This window comes from Pseudomonas sp. CFBP 8771 (assembly GCF_014841695.1).
GTDB lineage: Bacteria > Pseudomonadota > Gammaproteobacteria > Pseudomonadales > Pseudomonadaceae > Aquipseudomonas > Aquipseudomonas baltica.
The window spans coordinates 84,465-100,488 of sequence record NZ_JACYUJ010000006.1; the positions used below are offsets into that span (position 1 = coordinate 84,465).

At 61.6% G+C, this 16,024-nt stretch carries 12 protein-coding genes; 6 read left to right on the plus strand and 6 right to left on the minus strand.

The window, feature by feature from the left end:
• The first annotated feature begins 1 nt into the window (after window position 1).
• Entirely contained in the window at window positions 2-1,375 is a 1,374-nt protein-coding gene (trkA, locus tag IFT80_RS14885) for a Trk system potassium transporter TrkA (RefSeq protein WP_122480055.1), read from the plus strand.
• A 127-nt stretch (window positions 1,376-1,502) separates the two neighbouring features.
• On the opposite strand, the gene IFT80_RS14890 is transcribed toward trkA, so the two are convergent.
• Both IFT80_RS14890 and IFT80_RS14895 read right to left on the minus strand, forming a co-directional pair.
• The gene (locus IFT80_RS14890) at window positions 1,503-2,390 is read right to left on the minus strand and encodes a lysophospholipid acyltransferase (protein ID WP_122480054.1); all 888 of its coding nucleotides are present in this window, start codon (window positions 2,388-2,390) and stop codon (window positions 1,503-1,505) included.
• A 37-nt stretch (window positions 2,391-2,427) separates the two neighbouring features.
• Window positions 2,428-2,979 carry a DNA-3-methyladenine glycosylase I gene (locus IFT80_RS14895; protein ID WP_192137801.1) on the minus strand — a complete coding sequence of 184 codons (552 nt, stop codon included), beginning with the start codon at window positions 2,977-2,979 and terminating at the stop codon, window positions 2,428-2,430.
• An 83-nt stretch (window positions 2,980-3,062) separates the two neighbouring features.
• Between IFT80_RS14895 and glyQ the strand changes: the two genes are divergently transcribed.
• Genes glyQ through IFT80_RS14915 form a run of 4 tightly spaced genes read left to right on the plus strand, consistent with a single transcriptional unit; the run spans window position 3,063 to window position 7,389 of the window.
• Window positions 3,063-4,016, plus strand: a complete 954-nt coding sequence (glyQ, locus tag IFT80_RS14900; RefSeq protein ID WP_043193756.1) for a glycine--tRNA ligase subunit alpha — start codon at window positions 3,063-3,065, stop codon at window positions 4,014-4,016.
• The gene (gene glyS, locus IFT80_RS14905) at window positions 4,013-6,067 is read left to right on the plus strand and encodes a glycine--tRNA ligase subunit beta (RefSeq protein WP_192059274.1); all 2,055 of its coding nucleotides are present in this window, start codon (window positions 4,013-4,015) and stop codon (window positions 6,065-6,067) included. The genes glyQ and glyS overlap by 4 nt, the downstream gene beginning before the upstream one ends.
• A 3-nt stretch (window positions 6,068-6,070) precedes the next feature.
• The gene (gene gmhB / locus IFT80_RS14910; RefSeq protein WP_192137802.1) at window positions 6,071-6,604 is read left to right on the plus strand and encodes a D-glycero-beta-D-manno-heptose 1,7-bisphosphate 7-phosphatase; all 534 of its coding nucleotides are present in this window, start codon (window positions 6,071-6,073) and stop codon (window positions 6,602-6,604) included.
• Window positions 6,605-6,618: 14 nt separating this feature from the next.
• Complete coding sequence (locus tag IFT80_RS14915) at window positions 6,619-7,389, plus strand: lysophospholipid acyltransferase family protein (RefSeq protein WP_192137803.1); 771 nt, start codon at window positions 6,619-6,621, stop codon at window positions 7,387-7,389.
• A 179-nt stretch (window positions 7,390-7,568) separates the two neighbouring features.
• Here IFT80_RS14915 and IFT80_RS14920 read toward each other — a convergent pair whose 3' ends face one another.
• Both IFT80_RS14920 and IFT80_RS14925 read right to left on the minus strand, forming a co-directional pair.
• A complete protein-coding gene (locus IFT80_RS14920; protein ID WP_122716097.1) occupies window positions 7,569-9,188 on the minus strand; it encodes an MFS transporter in 1,620 nt (539 codons plus the stop codon).
• A 67-nt stretch (window positions 9,189-9,255) separates the two neighbouring features.
• Entirely contained in the window at window positions 9,256-10,908 is a 1,653-nt protein-coding gene (locus IFT80_RS14925; protein ID WP_192059275.1) for a GMC family oxidoreductase, read from the minus strand.
• A 138-nt stretch (window positions 10,909-11,046) separates the two neighbouring features.
• Between IFT80_RS14925 and IFT80_RS14930 the strand changes: the two genes are divergently transcribed.
• Entirely contained in the window at window positions 11,047-11,934 is an 888-nt protein-coding gene (locus tag IFT80_RS14930; RefSeq protein WP_192055181.1) for a LysR family transcriptional regulator, read from the plus strand.
• Between the two features lie 100 nt (window positions 11,935-12,034).
• On the opposite strand, the gene IFT80_RS14935 is transcribed toward IFT80_RS14930, so the two are convergent.
• On the minus strand, window positions 12,035-13,372 hold the full coding sequence (locus IFT80_RS14935; RefSeq protein ID WP_122480046.1) for an MFS transporter: 1,338 nt from the start codon (window positions 13,370-13,372) through the stop codon (window positions 12,035-12,037).
• Window positions 13,373-13,602: 230 nt separating this feature from the next.
• Complete coding sequence (gyrB, locus tag IFT80_RS14940) at window positions 13,603-16,020, minus strand: DNA topoisomerase (ATP-hydrolyzing) subunit B (protein WP_122480045.1); 2,418 nt, start codon at window positions 16,018-16,020, stop codon at window positions 13,603-13,605.
• Window positions 16,021-16,024 lie beyond the last annotated feature (4 nt).

Here is a 16,024-nt window from a genome sequence, read left to right on the forward strand (position 1 = left end):
GATGAAGATCATCATCCTGGGCGCAGGTCAGGTGGGCGGCACGCTGGCCGAGCACCTGGCCGGCGAGGCCAATGACATCACCGTGGTCGATACCGACGCCGAACGCCTGCGCAACCTTGGCGATCGCCTGGACATCCGCACCGTGCAGGGCCGCGGCTCGTATCCGACAGTGCTGCGCCAGGCCGGTGCCGACGATGCCGACATGCTGGTGGCGGTGACCAACAGCGACGAGACCAACATGGTCGCCTGTCAGGTGGCCTACACCCTGTTCCATACCCCCACCAAGATCGCCCGGGTGCGCGAGTCGGCCTATCTCACCCGCGCCGGCCTGTTCAACAACGACGCCATCCCGGTGGATGTGCTGATCAGCCCGGAACAGGTGGTGACCAACTACATCAAGCGCCTGATCGAGTACCCCGGCGCCCTGCAGGTCATCGACTTCGCTGGCGGCAAGGCACAGCTGGTGGCGGTCAAGGCCTACTACGGCGGCCCGCTGGTGGGTCAGCAACTGCGGCAGATTCGTCACCACATGCCCAAGGTCGATACACGGGTGGCCGCCATCTTCCGCCGCGACCGGCCGATCCTGCCACGCGGCGACACGGTCATCGAAGCCGACGACGAGGTGTTCTTCATTGCAGCCCGCGAAGACATTCGCGCGGTGATGAGCGAACTGCGCCGGGTCGACCAGAGCAACAAGCGGGTGGTCATCGCCGGCGGCGGGCAGATCGGCGAGCGCCTGGCCGAGGCCATCGAAAGCCGCTACCAGGTGAAGATCATCGAGATGAACCCGGCACGCTGCCGCTACCTCTCCGATACCCTGGACAGCACCGTGGTGTTGCAGGGCAGCGCGTCCGACCGCGACCTGATGCTCGAAGAGAACATCGCCCAGGCCGATATCTTCCTGGCCCTGACCAACGACGACGAAGCCAACATCATGTCCTCGTTGCTGGCCAAGCGCTTGGGCGCGCGCAAGGTCATGACCATCATCAATAACCCGGCCTACGTGGACCTGGTCCAGGGAGGCGAGATCGACATCGCCCTGAGCCCGCAGCTGGCAACCATCGGTACCCTGCTGGCGCACGTACGGCGGGGCGATATCGTCAGTGTGCATTCGTTGCGCCGGGGCGCCGCGGAGGCCATCGAGGCCATCGCCCATGGCGACGCGCGCTCGAGCAAGGTGATCGGCAAGCCCATCGAAACCATCGATCTGCCTCCGGGAACGACGATCGGCGCGATCATTCGCGATGACCAGGTGATCATCGCGCACAGCGACACGGTGATCGAGGCCGGTGACCACGTGATCCTGTTCGTCGTGGACAAGAAATACATCCGCGACGTCGAGAAGCTCTTCCACGTCGGCCTGAGCTTCTTCTGACGCCCGGCCTCGCTCATCCAAAAAGCGGGCCGTCCAGGAGCCCGCTCTGTGAAAGCTGGTCTAGTGCAAGCATGCCCTGTAGGAGCGGGTCTCTGCCCGCGAAGAAGCTCCCACGCCGGCCGCTAGCTCAATACCACCTGGCCTCACCCGCCGGCCGCTTCTTGAAGCGCTTCATGCTCCACATATACTGGCTCGGATAGGCCCGCACGTACTTCTCGACCACCGCGCTCATGGCTGCCACCGAGGTGTACGTGTCGGTGCTGTACATGCCCTCGGGTGCCGCTTCCAGGATCACCTTGTAGCCCGAACCATCGGGCAGGCGCACGGCATGCAGGAACACGCCGACGGCCTTGCCGCCGGCGAGCATGTTGGGCACGAACTTGCTGGTCAGCGCCAGGGTGCCGAGAAACGGCACGAACAGCCCGGCCGATTCGGCCGGTTCCGGGTCGGCCGGAATGCCCACCTGGCCGCCCTTGCGCACCTCCTTGATGACACTGAGGATGCCTTCCTTGGTCGAGGCCGCAACGCGGTTGCCCAATTGCACCCGTTGCTTGCGCAACAGCTCGTCCACCGCCTTGAGCTTGGGTGGACGGTAGAAAATGATCGGCTTGCACTGGTTGCAGTAGAAGTGATTGAGCACTTCCCAATTGCCCAGGTGGCTGGTGATGCCGACCACGCCCTTGCCCGATGCCAGGGCATCCTTGAGCACGTCCAGCCCCTCGACCTCGCGCACCAGGTCGAGCGAGCGCTGGGCCGGCCAGATCCAGGCACAGGCGCTTTCGGTCAGGGTCTTGCCGATGTCCATCAGGCTGCGTCCTGCGAGGCGCTCGCGCTCGGCAGCGTCCATGTCCGGAAAACACTTGGCCAGGTTGATACGCACCACCTCGCGAGAGCGGTTGGGCAGCTTCCACATCAACCAGCCGATGGCCGTGCCGACCCACTGCACGGTGCGCCACGGCAGCAGCGCGAACAACCGCAAGGCACCGACCATCAGTGCCCCTTTGAACTTATCCACAGATCACTCCTTAATTGCCCAGACGCCCATTCTAGCCTCAGCCGACCAGCTCGGCGTAGCGGTCGCAATCCTGGGTGTGGTCCATGACCATGCCCGAGGCCTGCATGAAGGCGTAGCAGATGGTCGGCCCGACGAAGGTGAAACCGGCTTTCTTCAGGGCCTTGCTCATGGCCCGGGCTTCTTCGGTTTCAGTGGGGATCTCGCTGCGATCGCGCCGATGGTTGACCCGCGGCTGCCCACCGACGAACGACCAGAGGAAGGCTGCCGGGTCTTCGAGCTGCAACCAGGCGCGGGCGTTCTTGCGTACACCGTTGAGTTTGAGCCGATTGCGTACGATGCCCGGATCCTGCATCAGCCCCTCGATCTCTTCGTCACTGAGCTGCGCGAGACGTTGCGGGTCGAAGCCGTGGAGCACCTGCCGATAGCGTTCACGCTTGCGCAGCACGGTGATCCACGACAGACCGGCCTGGAACCCTTCCAGCGCAAGCAACTCGAACAGGGCGCCCGCCTCGCGCAGCGGCACGCCCCATTCAAGGTCATGGTAGGCCTGGTACAAGGGGTCTTCGGTACACCAAAAGCAGCGAGGCATTAGGGCTCCATGGGTAGAGGCGCCGCGGATTCGCGGTATACTCCCGCTCTTTATATTCGCAGCCCTAGAAACAGGTGAATTTCGTGAGCCAGCCTACGCCAGCCGTGCGTACCTTCCAAGACTTGATCCTCGCCCTCCAGCAATACTGGGCCGAGCAAGGTTGTGTGGTGCTTCAGCCCTACGATATGGAAGTGGGCGCCGGCACTTTTCATACCGCCACGTTCCTGCGCGCCGTGGGCCCGGAAACCTGGAATGCCGCTTACGTGCAACCCAGCCGCCGTCCGACTGACGGCCGCTATGGCGAGAACCCCAACCGCCTGCAGCACTACTATCAGTTCCAGGTGGTTCTGAAGCCCAACCCGGACAATTTCCAGGAACTGTACCTGGGCTCGCTCAAGCACATCGGCCTCGATCCGCTGGTGCACGACGTCCGCTTCGTCGAAGACAACTGGGAGTCGCCGACCCTGGGCGCCTGGGGCCTGGGCTGGGAAGTCTGGCTCAACGGCATGGAAGTCACCCAGTTTACCTATTTCCAGCAGGCTGGCGGCATCGAATGCTACCCGGTCACCGGCGAGATCACCTACGGCCTGGAACGCCTGGCCATGTACCTGCAGGGCGTCGACTCGGTCTACGACCTGGTGTGGGCCGATGGCCCGTTCGGCAAGGTGACCTACGGCGACGTGTTCCACCAGAACGAGGTGGAGCAGTCCACCTACAACTTCGAGCACGCCAACGTCGACAAACTCTTCGAGCTGTTCGATTTCTACGAAAGCGAAGCCAAGCGCCTGCTCGAACTGGACCAGCCACTGCCGCTGCCCAGCTATGAAATGGTCTTGAAGGCGTCCCACACCTTCAACCTGCTCGATGCTCGCCGCGCCATTTCGGTCACCGCGCGCCAGCAGTACATCTTGCGCGTGCGGACCCTGGCCCGTGGTGTGGCACAGGCCTACCTGATGGCCCGTGCCAAGCTGGGTTTCCCCATGGCAACCCCCGATCTGCGAGATGAAGTATTGGCCAAGCTGGAGGCTGCGCAATGAGTGCTCAAGATTTTCTGGTCGAGCTGGGCACCGAAGAGCTGCCACCCAAGGCCCTCAACACCCTGGCCGACGCCTTCCTGGCCGGCATCGAGAAAGGCCTGCAGGCCGCCGGCCTGAACTACAGCGCCAAGAACGTCTACGCTGCGCCACGCCGCCTGGCCGTGCTGATCACCGGCCTGGATACCCAGCAGCCGGACCGCAGCATCAATCTCGACGGCCCGCCGCTGCAGGCCGCCTTCAATGCCGAAGGCGAGCCGACCCAGGCTGCACTGGGCTTTGCCAAGAAATGCGGAGTGGATCTCAGCGAGATCGACCGCAGCGGACCCAAGCTGCGCTTCAGCCAGAACATCGTCGGCAAGCCGACGGCCAGCCTGCTGCCGACCATCGTCGAAGATTCCCTCAACGACCTGCCGATTCCCAAGCGCATGCGCTGGGGCGCGCGCAAGGAAGAGTTCGTGCGGCCAACCCAGTGGCTGGTCATGCTGCTGGGCGACGACGTCATCGATTGCACGATCCTGGCCCAGAAGGCAGGCCGTGAATCGCGTGGTCACCGTTTCCATCACCCGCAGAACGTGCGCATCAGCTCGCCTGCTGGCTACCGCGAAGACATGCGCAAGGCCTACGTACTGGCCGATGCCCACGAACGCCGTGAACTGATTGCCCGACGTACCGCCGAGCTGGCCACCCAGCAGGAAGGCAGCGCCATCGTGCCACCGGCGCTGCTGGACGAAGTGACGGCCCTGGTCGAGTGGCCCGTGCCGCTGGTGTGTTCGTTCGAGGAACGCTTCCTGGATGTCCCGCAGGAAGCGCTGATCACCACCATGCAGGACAACCAGAAGTATTTCTGCCTGCTCAACGCCGACGGCAAGCTGCTGCCGCGTTTCATCACCGTGGCCAACATCGAGAGCAAGGACCCGCGCCAGATCGTCGAGGGCAACGAGAAAGTCGTGCGTCCACGCCTGACCGATGCCGAGTTCTTCTTCAATCAGGACAAGAAGCAACCGCTGGAAGCCTTCAACAAACGCCTGGAAAACGTGGTGTTCCAGGCGCAGTTGGGCAGTGTCTACGACAAGGCCGTGCGGGTTTCCAAGCTAGCGGCCTACATTGCCTCGCGCATTGGTGGCGATGCCCAGCGCGCGACGCGGGCAGGCCTGCTGTCGAAGTGCGACCTGGCCACGGAAATGGTCGGCGAGTTCCCGGAAATGCAGGGCGTGGCGGGCTATTACTACGCGCTCAACGCCGGCGAACCCGAAGACGTCGCGCTGGCACTCAACGAGCAATACATGCCTCGTGGCGCCGGCGCCGAGCTGCCCAGCACCCTGACCGGTGCGGCCGTGGCCATCGCCGACAAGCTCGACACCCTGGTCGGCATCTTCGGCATCGGCATGCTGCCCACTGGCAGCAAGGACCCCTATGCCCTGCGTCGCGCGGCCCTGGGCGTGCTGCGCATCCTGATCGAAAAGCAGCTGGACCTGAACCTCAACGAAGCCGTGAGCTTCGCCGTCTCGGCCTTCGGCACCCAGGTCAAGTCGGCCGGGCTTGCCGAACAGGTGCAGGAGTTCATCTTCGATCGCCTGCGCGCTCGCTACGAGGACGAGGGCATCGATGTGGCCACTTATCTTTCGGTGCGCGCCCTGCAACCCGGTTCGGCACTGGACTTCGATCAGCGCGTGCAGGCTGTCCAGGCGTTCCGCCGGTTGCCTGAGGCCGCCGCCCTGGCAGCCGTCAACAAGCGTGTCTCGAACCTGCTGAGCAAGGCCGAGGGCAAGGTTGCTGCCACCGTGGAGCCCAAGTACTTCGACAACGCCAACGAGTTTTCGCTGTACTCGGCCATTACCCAGGCCGATCATGCGGTGGCGCCGATGGCTGCCGAGCGTCGCTACAACGAAGCCTTGACCCGTCTGGCCGCCCTGCGCGAGCCAGTGGATGCGTTCTTCGAAGCGGTGATGGTCAATGCCGAAGATGCCAATGTGCGGGCCAACCGCTATGCCTTGCTGGCACGTCTGCGCGGTCTGTTCCTGGGCGTCGCCGACATTTCGTTGCTGGGGTAGGCCTTGAAACTGCTGATTCTCGATCGCGACGGGGTCATCAATCATGACTCCGACGCCTACATCAAATCAGTCGCCGAATGGCTGCCATTGCCTGGAGCGATCGAGGCCATTGCACAGTTGCACCAGGCTGGCTGGACGGTGGCCGTCGCTACCAACCAGTCTGGCCTGGCGCGCGGTTACTACGACCTGGCCACCCTCGATGCCATGCACGCCCACCTGCGCGCGCTGGTCGCGGAGCAGGGCGGCGAGGTTGGCCTGATCGTGCATTGTCCCCATGGTCCGGATGACCAGTGCACCTGCCGCAAACCGCGGCCGGGTTTGCTGCAGCGCATCGCTGCCCACTATGACGCGCCCCTGACCGGCGTCTGGTTCGTCGGCGACAGCCTGAGCGATCTGCACGCCGCAACGGCAGTGGCTGCTCAACCCGTGCTGGTGAAGACCGGCAAAGGGCTACGGACCTTGACCCAGGACCTGCCCGAGGGAACCCTGATTTACGATGACCTGGCGGCAGTCGCCAGGCACCTTATCCACACTTGACGGTATCCACCGCTATGTCGATCCTGCGGGCAATCAGAATCTTTGCCTTTTATCTGCTTCTGGGCAGCAGCGCCTTGCTGTGGTGCACCCTGAGCTTTTTCATCGCGCCCTTTCTGTCCTTCAAGGCGCGCTACCGTTTCATCAACGTCTACTGGTGCCGCTGTGCGCTGTGGCTGACGCGCGTCATGCTGGGTATCGACGTACGGGTGAAAGGTGCGGAAAACGTTCCGCAAACTCCATGCGTCATCGTTTCCAACCACCAGAGCACGTGGGAAACCTTTTTCCTTTCCGCCTACTTCCAGCCCCTGAGCCAGGTGCTCAAGCGCGAGCTGCTGTTCGTGCCGTTCTTTGGCTGGGCCATGGCCATGCTGCGCCCCATCGCCATCGACCGCGACAATCCCAAGTCGGCACTCAAGGAAGTCGCCAGCAAGGGCGACACGCTGTTGAAGGACGGCGTCTGGGTACTGATCTTCCCGGAAGGTACCCGTGTGCCATACGGCCAGATCGGCAAATTCACCCGCAGCGGCAGTGCCTTGGCGGTGAACGCGCAGTTGCCGGTGTTGCCCATTGCGCACAATGCCGGGCGCTACTGGCCCAAGGAAGGCTGGAACAAGCATCGCGGTACCATCGAGGTGGTCATCGGGGCACCCATGTACGCCGAAGGCACCGGACCGCGGGCCATTGCGGCCTTGAACGAGCGCGTCCAGGCCTGGAACGAGCAAACTCAACAAGCCATGGGCGCGCTGCCGGAGTATCCGGAAATCGCACCCACGCCGGTTATCTAGTTTCTGTGGATAACTTGTGTATTGTTTCTCGTGCAAAGTCTTTGAAAGCTGCGTAACCCTATGTTGGCTATGCAGTTTTCAAAACCCATCAAAACCCGGCAATTGGTGCATAAGTTTTTTGCACGGCGGTGAAAGGCTCGTCTTTTCGAGCCTTTCACCGCTGGGTTTTCAGCCAGACGTCAGACCTTGTCCAGGTCCACGTGCCGGGTTTCCTTCAAACAGAACATCCCCACCACGAAGCTGATACCGGTCACCAGTACCGGGTACCACAGTCCGTAGAAGATATCCCCCGTGTACACCACCAGCGCGAACGAGACCGTGGGCAGGAATCCGCCGAACCAGCCGTTGCCAATGTGGTAGGGCAGGGACAAGGACGTGTAGCGAATGCGGGTGGGGAAGAGCTCGACCATCACCGCCGCCAGCGGCCCATAGGTCATCGTAGCAATCAGGATCATGGCAACAATGATCAACACCACCATGGGTTGATTGACCAGGCTCGAATCGGCCTTGGCGGGGTAGCCTGCCTGAGCAATGGCCGCGCGCAGGGCTGGCTCATCGTAGCCGTTGATCCGTTGCTCACCGACCGTGATTGCCACATCCGTACCGTCGACCGGGGCCGCCGAGCTGTACGGCACACCCGACTTGATCAGCAACGTCTTGACCTTGTCGCAAGGGCTGTCGAATTTGGCCTTGCCCACTGGGTCGAACTGGAAGGTGCACGTAGAAGGGTCCGCCATCACCGTGACCGGCGAGTTGCGGGTGGCATTGTCGATCTGCGGGTTGGCGTAGTGGCTCAAACCCTTGAACAGGGGGAAGTAAGCAAAGGTCGCCAGCAGCAGGCCAAGCATCAGGATGGGTTTGCGCCCGACACGGTCGGACAGCCAACCGAAGAACACGAAGAATGGCGCACCGATAACCACACTGATGATCAGCAGCTGATTGGCCAGTGCCGGGTCCATCTTGAGCATCTGCGTCAGAAAGAACAGCACGTAGAATTGCGCACAGTAGAACGTTACGGCCTGCCCAGCATTGATGCTGAACAACGCGGTCAACACGATCTTCAGGTTCTGCCAGGAACCGAACGACTCGCGGATCGGCGATTTACTGGTCTTGCCCTCGGCCTTCATCTTGGTGAAGGTGGGCGATTCGCTCAGGCTCAGGCGGATCCAGGTGGAAATGCCCAGCAGTACGATCGACAGCAGGAACGGCAGGCGCCAGCCCCAGACTTCGAATTGATCGCCACTGATATAGCGGCTGCCCATCACCACCAGCAGTGACAGCAGCAGGCCGAGGGTGGCTGTCGACTGGATCCAGCCGGTGTGAAAGCCCCGTTTTTTCTGCGGCGCATGTTCGGCCACGTACGTCGCTGCGCCGCCATACTCGCCGCCCAGGGCCAGGCCCTGAAGCATGCGCAACAGCACCAGGATGATCGGCGCGGCAATGCCGATGCTGGCATAGGTCGGCAGCAATCCCACTGCAAAGGTCGAGACGCCCATCAGGATGATGGTCATGAGGAAGGTGTACTTGCGCCCGATCATGTCACCCAGGCGCCCAAACACCAAGGCGCCAAAGGGTCGCACCAGGAAGCCTGCGGCAAACGCCATCAGGGCGAAGATGAAGGCTGTGGTCTCGTTCACTCCGGCGAAGAACTGCTTGCTGATCACCGCAGCCAGGGCGCCGTACAGGAAGAAGTCGTACCATTCGAAAACCGTCCCCAGCGACGATGCGAAGATGATCTTCTTCTCGTCCCGGTTCACGGCAGGCGCAGCCGCCGCGCCGTGTTGCAGATAATCCGCCATATTGCCATCCTCAGTGATTATTGTTGTTGTTCCACTGTTGCCTTTTCCGAGTACTGCCTGCACTCGGTCAAATCGTTTCCGGCACCTGCAGCGCAGTGGCCGGCACGGCCTCCAGCGGCTGCGGATGCAGAATCATCTGCGCTGCCTTTTCTGCAATCATCACCGTCGGTGAGCAGGTATTGCCCGAGACGATTTCCGGCATGATCGACGCGTCTGCCACACGCAGACCCTGAACGCCACGAACCTTGAGTTGCGCATCAACCACCGCCAGGGTGTCGTTGCCCATGCGACAGGTACCGGCTGGATGAAAGATAGTCGTTCCTATGCGTCCTGCTGCCGCGCGCAGCGCTTCTTCACTCTGCACGTCCGCGCCTGGCAGGTATTCCTGCGGGGCAAAGCCTTGCAGGGCCGAGCCCTGGACGATCTTGCGCGTCAGGCGTATGGCATCGACCGCCACCTGCACGTCGTCGGGATGGCTGAGATAGTTGGGATCGATCAACGGCGCTGCGTCCGGATCGGCCGAGCTGATATCGACCCGCCCGCGGCTCTTGGGCCGCAGGTTGCACACCGAAGCGGTAAACGCAGGAAAGCGGTGCAGCGGCTCGCCGAAGCGTTCCAACGACAGCGGCTGCACGTGGTATTGAAGATTAGGGGAGGGCTGCTCGGGGCTCGAGCGCACGAAGGCGCCCAGCTGACTTGGCGCCATCGCCAACGGCCCGCTGCGGTCATAAAGGTAACGCACACCCATGCCGAACTTGCCCCACAGGCTGTTGGCAACCTGGTTGAGGGTGCGCGCGTTGCTGACCTTGTACACCAGCCGCAGCTGCAGATGATCCTGCAAATTGCCACCCACGCCAGGCAGCTCGTGCTGCACATCGATACCCAGGCGTTCGAGCAAGGGGCGGGGGCCAATGCCGGAGCGCTGGAGAATGTTCGGCGAACCGATGGCGCCGGCGCACAGAATGATCTCACCGCGCGTCTCGAACCGATGGTCGGCGCCCTGCCAGCGGGCAGCCACCGCATGGGCACGGCCGTCTTGCAGCAGCACCTTGTCCACCCGCACGCCCGTATGCACCGTCAGATTCGACCGCTTCAGCGCAGGGCGCAAGAACGCCTTGGTCGAATTCCAGCGCACCCCGGACTTCTGATTGACCTGGAAGTAACCGCAACCCTGGTTGTCTCCGGTGTTGAAGTCTTCGATGCTGGCGATCCCGGACTCGGCCGCCGCACTGCGGAAGGCGTCGAGAATGGGCCAGCGATAGCGCTGCTGCTCGACTCGCCACTCGCCCTGGGCGCTGTGGAACTCGGAGTCGCCGGCATGATGGTTTTCGCTCTGGCGAAACAGCGGAAGGACGTCTTTCCAGCCCCAGCCGGGATTGCCTTGGGCCTCCCAGCGATCATAGTCGCTGGACTGGCCGCGCATGTAGATCATGCCATTGATCGACGAGCAGCCGCCGAGGACCTTGCCCCGAGGGTAGTTGAGGCTGCGGCCGTCGAGGCCTGGTTGTGGCTGGGTCTTGAAACACCAGTCGGTGCGGGGATTACCGATGCAGAACAGATAACCGACCGGGATGTGGATCCAGGCATAGTTGTCCCGGCCACCTGCCTCGAGCAACAGCACCTGTACCGAAGGGTCGGCCGACAGTCGATTGGCAAGCAGACAACCTGCAGGACCTGCGCCGACAATGATGTAGTCATAGACGGATGGGACTGATGGCATGGTGTACTCCGCGCCGTTTTATTGTTCTTGTCGTTCTCCATGTTATTGATTAGCTTCGTGGTGAAAACTAAAGATTTCACCCAGGGGCTGAGCGTTTTCGCACAGTCCAGAGCGCAGTTGATTAACAAGGGAAAATCAATGTTCGACTGGAACGACCTGCGCTTCTTCCTCGAGCTGCAACGCAGCGGCCGATTGCTGACCGCTGCCAAGCGCCTGCATACCACGCACAGTACGGTCGCCCGGCACATCGAAAGCATCGAGCGCCACCTGGGCACGCCGCTGTTCGTGCAGAACGCCCACGGCTACGAACTGACCCCGGCGGGGCAGACGCTGCTCAAGCACGCCGAGGCCATGGAGAACCTGGCCCTGCGCGCGCAGGAGGACATTACGCAGTCATTCAATCCGCTGGGCAAGATCCGCCTGGGCGTCACCGAAGGCATCGGTATCGCCTTCATCACACCACGCCTCGGCGAACTGTTCCGGCGTTATCCAGGCTTGGAAGTGGAGCTGGTGGCTGTGCCGCGCTTTGTCAGCATTCTCAACCGCGAAGCCGAAATCAGCGTGCACCTCGAGCGTCCCAATGCCGATCTGCTGATCACCCGCAAGCTCACCGACTACAACCTGGCACTGTATGCCAGTGCCGATTACCTGGCTGCTGCCGAGCCGCTGCGCAATCGTGAAGACCTGGCACAGCATCGCTGGATCGGCTATGTCGATGACCTGCTGTTCAGCCAGGAGCTGTTATTGCTCAACAGCTTCTGTCGCAATCCGGTCGTGGCCTTTCGCAGCACCAGTGTGCTGGCTCAACAGGAGGCTGCATGCATCGGCCTGGGCATCGCCGTGTTGCCCGTGTACATGGCTGCCAAGGATCCACGGCTGGTGCGCGTACTGCCCGACGAAACCATCCAGCGCAGCTACTGGATCAGCACCCGACGCGAGCTGCACAAATCGGTACGGCTGCGCGTGGTCTGGGATTTCCTTCTGCAACTGTGCGCCGACCAGCAGGCTACCTTGCTCGCCACCTGAAACCCATGCCCGGCTCCCACATGGCACTGAATGTTGCCTTCATGTGGGAGCGGGCTCTGCCCGCGAAGACGCCAGCCGAGTCGCCACAGATCCAACCGGCTCAAACAACCACCGGCTGCCCACCATGAACAGCTTCCCCCGCATCGCCATGCAGGGAAATCTTCGACGTCTCCGGCAGTGCCAAGCCACCGGCGAGCGCCAGCACCGAAACCGCCATCAAGTAAAACGCTGGCGACAGGTTGCTCCCCGTCATACCGATCAACCAGGTCGCCATCAGCGGCGCCGTTCCGCCAAACACCGTGTAGGCCAGGTTGTAGGTGATCGCCGAGGCCGTGTAGCGGGTTCGGGTCGGGAAGGTTTCCGACAACAGTGCTGCAGTCACCACACCACTGAGCACTGCACCGACCGCCAGCATCATCACCCCGATGACGGAAGCGACGAACGAGCCTGAGCTGGCGAGCAGGAACGACGGATACACCACCGCGATGATCAACACCCCAGCGGTCCCCACCGTTACCCGACGCCCGACCTTGTCGGAGAATGCTCCCGCAACGGGACACATCAACGCGGCAAACACCAAGGCGATCACCGAGATCAACAACGCCGTGGCCCGGCTCAAGCCACCCACCACCTGCAGATAAGTCGCAAAGTAGGTAGTGAACATATAGAAGGAGAGGGCGGTCAGCGACACGAATGCACCCAGGCACAGGATCGCACCACCGTGGCTGCGCAGGGTGTCCTTGAGCGGTGAATGGGCAACGTCGTGTTCTTGCTTGACCGCCTGGAACGCTGGCGTTTCATCCAGCCGCCAGCGCAGGTAAAGCCCCACCAGGCCCAGCGGCGCCGCTATCAGGAACGGCACCCGCCAACCCCAACTGGCCATCGCCTCGGGCGACAGCGAAGCGTCCAATGCGTAGGCCATTACCGCAGCACAGGCAAACGCGCTGAAGGTCGACACCGGGATGAAGCTCCCATACCAGGCACGTTGGGTACGCGGCGCATGCTCCATGAGATAGGCACAGGCGCCGGCATACTCACCGCCGGCAGAAAAACCCTGAGCGCAGCGAATCAGCGTCAGCATGATCGGCGCAGCAATACCGATGGCGGCATAGGTGGGCAACAAACCGATCAGCGTCGTTGCACCAGCCATGAGCAGGATGGTCATGGCCAGCACCTTCTTGCGCCCGATTCGGTCGCCGAGCATGCCGAAAACGATTCCGCCCAGGGGCCGAAACGCAAACGCCACGGCGAACACTGCAAAGGTTTTCAACAAGCCCGTGGCAGCGTCACCACTGGGGAAGAACTGTTGGGCAATGGCCGTGGCCAGAAACCCGTAGACGGCAAAGTCGAACCATTCCACGAAGTTGCCTACGGCAGCGGCGCAGATCACCTTTTTCAACGTCGCGGGGGATACCCGCCCCTCCATTGCATGGTCCATGAGCTTTACCCCTGTGCAGACGTGACGAGCCATTGATTATCGGGCGCGGGCTGTGACACTCCTGCCGAAAAGCGGCATTGACGTAGTCATGCCCGCAGCGCACCTGCAATAAGCCTGCGCAAGATCCACGCCAGGGCTGTTCGTCCGTTCTCGGCGTGAGGCATTGGATACGCACACCCATAAAAAAACCCCGGGCCAAGGGCGCCGGGGTTCGATGGGTGGGTCTAGCCTCAGAAGTCGAGGTTCGACACCGCCAGTGCATTGCTTTCGATGAACTCGCGACGGGGCTCGACCGCATCACCCATCAGGGTGTTGAATATCTGATCGGCGCCGATCGCATCCTCGATGGTGACCTTGAGCATGCGTCGCACGCTTGGGTCCATCGTGGTTTCCCACAACTGGTCTGGGTTCATCTCACCCAGACCTTTGTAGCGCTGGATGGTATGGCGCTTGGTGCTTTCGGTCATCAGCCACTCGAGGGCTTCCTTGAACTCGACCACGGCCTTCTTGCGCTCGCCCCGTTTAACGTAGGCGCCTTCGTCCAGCAGACTGGCCAACTGTGCGCCCAGAGCAGTCACGGTCTTGTAGTCGTTGCTGCCGAAGAAATCGCGGTTGAAGGTGATGTAGCTCGCCAGGCCGTGGGAGGTGATCTCCACCTCTGGCAGCCAGACGTTGCGCTCACGGTCTTCACGCAGACTGGCCTTGTACACCAAGCCCGATTTCTCGCTGGTGCGCAGACGTGCGTCGAACTTGGCCAACCAGGCCTGCATGGCCTCGTGGTCGCCCAGCTGCTCGAGTGCCACCGCCGGCAGGTACACGAAGTGCTCGGTCAGCTCCTGCGGGTACAGACGCGACAGACGCTTGAGCGTCTTCATGACCATACGAAAATCGTTCACCAGGCGCTCCAGCGCTTCCCCGGAAATACCGGGCGCCGAATCGTTGAGGTGCAGGCTCGCATCTTCCAGGGCCGACTGCGTCATGTACTCCTCCATGGCGTCGTCGTCCTTGATGTACTGCTCCTGCTTGCCCTTCTTCACCTTGTACAACGGCGGCTGGGCAATGTAGATGTAGCCGCGCTCGATCAGCTCAGGCAACTGACGGAAGAAGAAGGTCAGCAACAAGGTACGGATGTGCGATCCGTCAACGTCGGCATCGGTCATGATGATGATATTGTGATAGCGCAACTTGTCGATGTTGTACTCTTCGCGACCGATACCGCAGCCCAGTGCCGTGATCAAGGTGCCCACTTCCTGGGAAGAGATCATCTTGTCGAAGCGTGCTTTCTCGACGTTGAGGATCTTGCCCTTGAGCGGCAGGATCGCCTGGGTCTTGCGATTGCGGCCTTGCTTGGCCGAACCACCGGCGGAGTCACCCTCCACCAGGTAGAGTTCGGAAAGGGCAGGGTCCTTCTCCTGGCAGTCGGCCAATTTGCCTGGCAGGCCAGCGATGTCCAATGCACCCTTGCGACGGGTCATCTCGCGCGCCTTGCGGGCAGCTTCACGAGCACGGGCGGCGTCGATCATCTTGCCCACCACGGCCTTGGCTTCGTTCGGATTCTCCAGAAGGAAATCCGAGAAGTACTTGCCCATCTCCTGCTCGACCGCAGTTTTCACTTCGGACGAAACCAGCTTGTCCTTGGTCTGCGAGCTGAACTTGGGGTCAGGCACTTTCACCGAAATGATTGCGGTCAAGCCTTCACGTGCATCGTCGCCGGTGGTCGAGACCTTGTTCTTCTTGGCCAGGCCTTCCTGCTCGATGTAGTTGTTCAGGTTGCGCGTCAGCGCCGAGCGGAAGCCCACCAGGTGAGTCCCGCCATCGCGCTGGGGAATGTTGTTGGTGAAGCACAACAGGTTTTCGTTGAAGCTGTCGTTCCACTGCAGTGCCACTTCAACACCTACGCCGTCGTCGCGTTGCACATTGAAGTGGAACACCTGATTGACGGGCGTCTTGTTGGTATTGAGGTATTCGACGAATGCCCGCAGACCGCCTTCGAACTTGAACAGCTCTTCCTTGGCGGTGCGCTCATCCTTCAGCAGGATACCCACGCCAGAGTTGAGGAAGGACAATTCGCGGATACGCTTCGCCAGAATGTCCCAGCTGAAGTGGATGTTCTTGAAGGTGTCGGCCGATGGCTTGAAGTGGATCTTGGTACCGGTGGTTTCGCTTTCACCGACGATTTGCATCGGCTCCTGCGGTACGCCATGCACGTAGAACTGCTCCCACAATTTCCCAGCGCGGCGCACTGTCAATTGCAGGCTTTCAGAGAGTGCGTTCACCACGGACACACCAACACCGTGCAGGCCGCCGGAAACCTTGTACGAGTTATCGTCGAACTTACCACCGGCGTGCAGCACGGTCATGATGACCTCGGCCGCAGATACGCCTTCTTCCTTGTGCACATCCACTGGAATGCCGCGACCGTTGTCGGTTACGGAAATGGATTCGTCTGGATGAATGGTGATGGTGATTTCATCACAGTGGCCGGCCAGTGCTTCGTCGATGGAATTGTCCACCACCTCGAAGACCATGTGGTGCAGGCCGCTACCATCATCGGTGTCGCCGATGTACATACCGGGACGTTTGCGTACGGCATCAAGCCCTTTCAGCACCTTGATGCTGGAGGAGTCGTACGTTTGGTTCTCGCTCATGCCT

Coding starts and splice junctions, on each gene's coding strand:
- trkA (WP_122480055.1), top strand. CDS start 2: ATGAAGATCATCATCCTGGGCGCAGGTCAGGTGGGCGGCACGCTGGCC.
- IFT80_RS14925 (WP_192059275.1), bottom strand. CDS start 10,908: ATGCCATCAGTCCCATCCGTCTATGACTACATCATTGTCGGCGCAGGT.
- IFT80_RS14915 (WP_192137803.1), top strand. CDS start 6,619: ATGTCGATCCTGCGGGCAATCAGAATCTTTGCCTTTTATCTGCTTCTG.
- gyrB (WP_122480045.1), bottom strand. CDS start 16,020: ATGAGCGAGAACCAAACGTACGACTCCTCCAGCATCAAGGTGCTGAAA.
- IFT80_RS14895 (WP_192137801.1), bottom strand. CDS start 2,979: ATGCCTCGCTGCTTTTGGTGTACCGAAGACCCCTTGTACCAGGCCTAC.
- IFT80_RS14935 (WP_122480046.1), bottom strand. CDS start 13,372: ATGGACCATGCAATGGAGGGGCGGGTATCCCCCGCGACGTTGAAAAAG.
- IFT80_RS14920 (WP_122716097.1), bottom strand. CDS start 9,188: ATGGCGGATTATCTGCAACACGGCGCGGCGGCTGCGCCTGCCGTGAAC.
- glyS (WP_192059274.1), top strand. CDS start 4,013: ATGAGTGCTCAAGATTTTCTGGTCGAGCTGGGCACCGAAGAGCTGCCA.
- IFT80_RS14930 (WP_192055181.1), top strand. CDS start 11,047: ATGTTCGACTGGAACGACCTGCGCTTCTTCCTCGAGCTGCAACGCAGC.